This window comes from Actinomycetospora sp. (assembly GCF_055612215.1).
Genome location: NZ_JBVPVA010000720.1, coordinates 1 through 6,235 on the forward strand (window position 1 = coordinate 1; position 6,235 = coordinate 6,235).

At 74.7% G+C, this 6,235-nt stretch carries 4 protein-coding genes; all 4 read right to left on the minus strand.

Going from position 1 to position 6,235, the window contains the following annotated elements; translation table 11 throughout:
• Nucleotides 1–2,862: FAD-binding and (Fe-S)-binding domain-containing protein (locus tag AC0CYZ_RS19710; RefSeq protein WP_472218401.1), on the minus strand; the 2,862-nt coding region annotated here is incomplete at its 3' end.
• Nucleotides 2,863–2,882: 20 nt separating this feature from the next.
• The gene (locus tag AC0CYZ_RS19715; protein WP_472218403.1) at nucleotides 2,883–4,115 is read right to left on the minus strand and encodes an amidohydrolase family protein; all 1,233 of its coding nucleotides are present in this window, start codon (nucleotides 4,113–4,115) and stop codon (nucleotides 2,883–2,885) included.
• Nucleotides 4,085–4,792 (minus strand): dipeptidase PepE, encoded by a 708-nt coding sequence (pepE, locus tag AC0CYZ_RS19720; protein ID WP_472218405.1) that lies wholly within the window; start codon nucleotides 4,790–4,792, stop codon nucleotides 4,085–4,087. The genes AC0CYZ_RS19715 and pepE overlap by 31 nt, the downstream gene beginning before the upstream one ends.
• Nucleotides 4,793–5,268: 476 nt before the next feature.
• Nucleotides 5,269–6,235: GMC oxidoreductase (locus AC0CYZ_RS19725; RefSeq protein ID WP_472218407.1), on the minus strand; the 967-nt coding region annotated here is incomplete at its 5' end.

The window sequence follows — 6,235 nt, forward strand, 5'->3', positions numbered from 1 at the left end:
GCGGCACGAGTAGCCGTCGGCGAGCACCGCGGTGTCCTCCGACGCCGCCCGGACGGCGGGCATCAGGCCCCGCTCCGCGCACGCCGTCGAGACCTCGTAGTGCCCGTCCTCGAACCCGAAGTTGCCGGCCAGGCCGCAGCAGCCCTCGTCGAGCACCTCGGCCGTGACCCCCAGCGCCGAGAGCACCGCGCGGTCGGCGTCGGTGCCGAGCTCGGCGTACTGGTGGCAGTGGAACTGGACGAGCGCCTTGCGGTCGCCCCCCTCCGCGAGCCGCGCCAGCTCGTCGGTGTGCTGGGCCAGCATCTCGGCGAACGTCCGGATCGAGCGCGAGGCGATCCCCGCCAGCTCGTGGTCGCGGCCGAGCACCTTGAGCGAGTCGTGGCGCAGCGCCGACGTGCACGAGGGCTCGAGCCCGACGACGGGCACGCCGTCCTCCAGCCACGGCCGGATCCGCTCGAGGCTGCGCTCGACGACCCGCCGCGCCGCGCCGACCTGGCCGGTGGTGATCCACGTCAGGCCGCAGCACACGCCCTTCCCGGGCAGCTCCACGCGGTAGCCGAGGGCCTCGAGCACGGCGATCGCGTCGAGGGCCAGGTCGGGGTCGAACGCCTCGGTGAAGGTGTCCGGCCAGAGCAGGATGCGCTTCTCGACGTCGGCCCGGGCCGAGTGGTCGGTGCGCCCGAGCAGCCGGCGCAGCGGCCGGGGCGCGAGCGGGGGGATGTCGCGCTGCGGGGCGATGCCGCCCAGCTTCTTGGCCAGGCCCGCGAGCGCCGGGCGCTTCGCGAGGGTGTTGGCGAGCCGCGGCCCACCCGGCACCGCGCCCGCGAGGCGCAGCCAGGCCGGCAGCCAGCCCATCGACCAGTGCGACCGCGGCCGGTCCTTCGCGCGGCCCGCGTAGTGCTGGGCGAGGAACTCGACCTTGTAGGTGGCCATGTCGACCCCGACGGGGCAGTCGCGCGCACAGCCCTTGCAGGCCAGGCACAGGTCGAGCGCGTCGAGCATCTCGGTGGAGCGCCAGCCGTCGGGCACGAGCTGCCCCGAGGCCATCTCGAACAGCATCCGGGCGCGCCCGCGGGTGGAGTGCTTCTCCTCGCCGGTCACCCGGTAGCTCGGGCACATCACGCCGCCGGAGGCGGTGATGCACTTGGCCACCCCGATGCAGCGCCGGGTGGCCGAGGGGAAGCCGCCGCGGCCGGTGCCGTCGGGGACGCCGTCGTCGACGAAGTCCAGCTTCGTGTCCCCGCGGAGCGTGGGCGTGCCGAGGAAGACCCGGATGTCGTCGTCGATCTTGGGCGGGTCGACGACGCGGTGGGGGTTCATCCGCCCCTCGGGGTCCCACGCGCGCTTGAAGTCACCGAACGCGGCGAGCATCCGCGGCGTGTACATCCGCGCGAGCAGCTCGGCGCGCGCCTGCCCGTCGCCGTGCTCGCCGGACAGCGACCCGCCGTGCGCGACGGCGAGGTCGGCCGCGTCCTCGAGGAACCCGCGGAAGTTGCGCAGCCCCGACGTCGTGAGCAGGTCGAAGTCGATGCGCACGTGCAGGCAGCCGTCCCCGAAGTGCCCGTAGTAGGCGCCGCTGCGGCCGTGCTTCGAGAGCAGCGAGTCGAACTCGCGCAGGTAGCTCCCGAACTGCGCGGGCTGCACCGCCGCGTCCTCCCACCCGGGCCAGGCCTCGACGCCGCCCGGCCCGCGGGTGACGATCCCCGACCCGTCCTCGCGGATCTTCCACAGCTCCCGCATGGCCTTCGGGTCGCTGACGACCTTCGTGTCGACCGTAGCCCAGCCCATCTCCTCGGCGATGGCCTCCGCCTTGGCGTGGGCCTCCTCGCGGGTCGCGCCACCGGTCTCGACGTAGAGCCATCCCTTGCCACGGGGCAGCTGCTCGTGGGTGCGGTCGTCGGGGCGGGCGCTGCGCAGGGCGCCGATGACGCCGACGTCCATGCCCTCGATCGTCAGCGGCGCGTGGTCGCGGATCGGCACGACGTGGTCGGCCGCGGTGTAGGCGTCGGCGAACCCGAGGACGGCGAGCGCGCGCACCGGCGGCGACTCGACGAGGTCCACCGTCGCCTCGAGCAGGGTCACGCACGTGCCCTCGGTGCCGACCAGGGCCTTCGCGAGGTCGAACCCGTGCTCGGGCAGCAGCTGGTCGATGTTGTAGCCCGAGACCCGGCGGGTGAGGTCCGGGGTGTCGGTGCGGACGATGTCGGCGGTGCGGTCGCGCAGGTCGCGCAGGTCGCGGTAGACCCGGCCCTCGGAGCCGGCGCGGCGTGCGGCGGCGTCCAGCGCGGCGTCGTCCATCGGGCCGCCGACGTGCATCCGGGTGCCGTCCGCGAGCAGCACGTCGAGGGCGCGGACGTTGTCGACGGTCTTGCCCCAGGCCACCGAGTGCGAGCCGCAGGCGTTGTTGCCGATCATCCCGCCGAGCGTGCAGCGGTTGTGGGTCGACGGATCGGGCCCGAACGTCAGGCCGTGCGGGCGGCCCGCGTCGCGCAGGTCGTCGAGGACCGTGCCGGGCTGGACGCGGGCGGTGCGGGCGTCCGGGTCGATCTCCAGCACCCGGTGCATGTGGCGGTGGAAGTCGACGACGACGGCCTCGTTGGCCGACTGCCCGCAGATGCTCGTCCGGGCGCCGAGCGGCAGGAGCGGCACCCCGTGGCGGCGGGTCACCTCCACCGCGCGCTCGACGTCGTCGGAGTCGACGGGCTGTACGACGCCCAGCGGGACGTGGCGGTAGTTCGACGAGTCCGTCGACCACATCGCGCGGGTGGCGGTGTCGAACCGGACCGTGCCGCGCATCGCCCCGGCGAGCTCCTCGGCCAGCAGGGAGGTCGCGGTGCTCGGGCGGGACGGCGCGCTCGTCATGACCCCATACTGCTGTGCGATCAGGGGACGTGCAGCGTCGTGTCCGTCCGCGTGCTCGCCACCACGCGCCCGTTGCTGATCACGAGCCGACGGGGGGCCCGGTCGAGCAGCGCGGTGTGGTGATCGGCACCCGGGGCGTCGAGCACGACGAGGTCGGCGCGCGCACCGCGGGTGAGGTCGTGGCGGGGGGCGCCGAGCATCTCCGCGGCGCCGGCGGAGGCCCGGTCGAGCAGGCGGTCGAGGCCCTCGCGCGTCCCGAACGGGTGGGTGTGCGCGGCGAGCAGCGTCACGTCCAGCATGTCCACGGTGCCGAACGGGGTGAAGGCGTTGCGCACGTTGTTGCTGCTCAGGGCGGTGGCGACGCCGCCGTCGAGCAGCTCGCCGACCGGGGCGGCGGTGCCCTGCAGGTAGAGGTCGGTCGGCGGGAGGACGACGACGCCCACCCCGGCAGCGGCGAGCTCGTCGATCAGCCGGCACCGTGCGTCGTCGTCGTAGCCGGCGAGCGTGGTGACGTGCCCGATCGTCGTGCGCCCGCCCCAGCCGCGGGCCCGTGCCAGCGCCGCGACGTCGCCGGCGAGCGCCTGGCGCGGGTCGGTGCTGTCGGCGGTGTCGAAGTCGGCGTGGACGTCGACGGGTACGTCGAACCGCTCGGCGAGGTCGAACACCCGTCGCAGGTGGGCCCGGCAGCCCTCGACGTCCTCCTCGGCGTAGCTGCACCCGCCGATGACGTCGACGCCGCGGCGCAGCGCCTCGACGAGCAGCTCGTCGGTCCCCGGGCGGCCGGCGATCCCCTCCTGCGGGAACGCGACGATCTGCAGTTCGACGATCCCCGCCCAGCGTTCCCGCACCTCGAGCAGCGCGTCGATGCTCGTCAGGCCCACGGTCGGGTCGACGTCGACGGGGGTGCGGACGAGCGTCGTGCCGTGGGTGACCGCCCGGCGCAGCACGTCCTGCGCGCGGGCCACCACGTCGTCGTGGGTGAAGCCCTGCTTGGCCTCGGCGGTGGCGGCGATCGCGCCCTGGAGGGTCCCGTCCCCGGGACCGAGCATCGCCTTGTCCAGGTGCAGGTGGGGTTCGACGAGGCCGGGGAGCACCGGGCAGCCGTCGCCGACGACCGTCGTGGCACCGGCTGTGGCGACCAGGCCCGGCCCGACCTCGGCGATCCGGCCGTCGACGACCCGGACGTCCACGGGCGCCGTCCCGCCGCGGAGGAGGACGTCGGTCAGGAGGAGGTCGGACGCGGGAGGAGCCACGACAGGTCGGTACCCACGACGAGCTCCGCGGGCTCCTGTTCGCGACGGAAGAGACGGGCGGTGTTCCCGCCGAGGGCGAGGTGGTCGCCCGTGCGGTGCAGCCAGGCCCCCTCGCGGAGCCCGACGACGGGGACGTCGTTCACCTCGTGGAACTCCCGGATCCGCTCCTCGCGGGTCTCGCCCTGGTGGGTGCTCGCCGGGTCCGGGTCGAGGTAGTGCGGGTTGACCTGGAACGGCACGCGGGCGAGGGCGTCGAGGCCGCCCGGGTCGACGATCGGCATGTCGTTGGTGGTCATGATCGTCGGGCAGGCGAGGTTCGTGCCCGCCGAGCTGCCGGTGTAGCGACAGTCCGGGGCGCTGCGCAGCGCGTCGAGGACGCCGAGGCGGCGCACGTCGTGCAGCAGCCGGAAGGTGTTGCCGCCGCCGACGAACGCCGCCTCCGCCCGCGCGGCCGTCGCCGCGGGGTCCGGTTCGCGGTGCAGCGGGCGCAGGTCGATCCCGTCGCCGAGGGCGCGGCGCACCCAGGCGAAATAGTGGTCGTGGTCGGCGAGGGCGTAGGGCACGAACCACACGGCCCGGCCGCCCAGGTGGCTCGCGAGGACCTCCCGGGCGTGCGCGAAGGGCTCGGCGCCGCCGGGTGGGCGCGAGTTGGACAGCAGGAGGACGTCACCGGGCACGCGGGCGAGGATCGCAGGTGGGCGGTCGAAGGGACCTGCGCGCGGCGCACACACTCGGGCGGAGGTGGCGTTCGGTTCCGGCTGGACCTGCGCGCGGCGCACACACTCGGGCGGAGGTGGCGTTCCTTCCGGCTGGACCTGCGCGCGGCCTGAGATCGGGTGCCCCTGCGGACCGACTTGTGTATGTGCGGCGCGTCGGTTCTGCCGGGGTCGGACGCCTCGCTGGCTGGAGTGTGTGCTGCCCGCGTCGGTCTCGACGGTGTCGGCCCGCCGCCGGCCCGTGTGGCGACGAGGGGCACAGGGCGCACTTCACGCGGCGGGCGCGCCTGCCTGAAGTGCCCCTGATCATGGAGGCGGACCGGCAGCGCAGGACGAGGAGCACAGGGCGCATCCCGGAGGGCGCCCGGGCATGCCGGGAGTGCCCTTGATCACGGAGGCCGGACCGGGGCCGAGGTCAGGGCCGGGGACGCGACCCCTCAGCTCACCGGCTCCCGGGGCGCCGGCGGGACCACCGGCACCGGCAGCGTCACCCGCAGGGCGCCCGGGGCCTCCGCGGGGACGACGGGGGCCACAGGCGCGACCGGCGCCAGCCGCTCGTAGGCCGACCCCAACGGCGGGCGCGGATCCGCCTCGCCCTTGTTCGGCCAGAACGCCATCGCCCGTTCGGCCTGGGCGGTGATCGTCAGCGACGGGTTCACCCCGAGGTTGGCCGAGAGCGCCGACCCGTCCACCACGTGCAGCCCCGGGTGGCCGTAGAGCCGCTGATAGGCGTCGATCACGCCGGACTCGGGCGAGGAACCGATCGCGCACCCGCCGATGAAGTGCGCGGTCATCGGCATGTTCACCGCCTCGCCCCAGGTGCCGCCGGGGTCGCCGTCGATGAGCTCGGCCACCCGCCGGGTCGTGGCGTTGGCGGCCGGGATCCATGTCGGGTTCGGGGTGCCGTGCCCCTGCCGGGAGACGAGCCGCCCGAAGCGCCGCCGCACCGTGATCGAGTTGTCCAGCGACTGCATGACCAGCGAGATCACGGTCCGCTCCGACCAGCGTCGCTTGTCCAGGGAGCGCACCAGCGTCCGCGGGTGCCGGACCATCGCGCCGAGGAGCTTCGCGAGCCGCGGCACGCGCCCGCCGCCGTCGGTCATCAGCGTGGTGAGCAGGCCCATCGCGTTCGAGCCGTGGCCGTAGCGGCACGGCTCGATGTGGGTGTCCTCGTCGGGGTGCCACGACGAGGTGTTGGCCACGCCGCGGGAGAAGTCCCGCGGCCCGCCGCGCTCGGGGGCCTTCCGCGCCATCGCCCCGACGAGGGCCTCGGAGTTGGTCCGGGTCAGGTGGCCGAGCCGCGCGGAGACGCGCGGAAGCGTCCCGGTGTCGCGCAGCCGGTGCAGCAGCGACTGCGTGCCCCACGTCCCGGCCGAGAACACGACCTCGTCGGCGGTGAACACG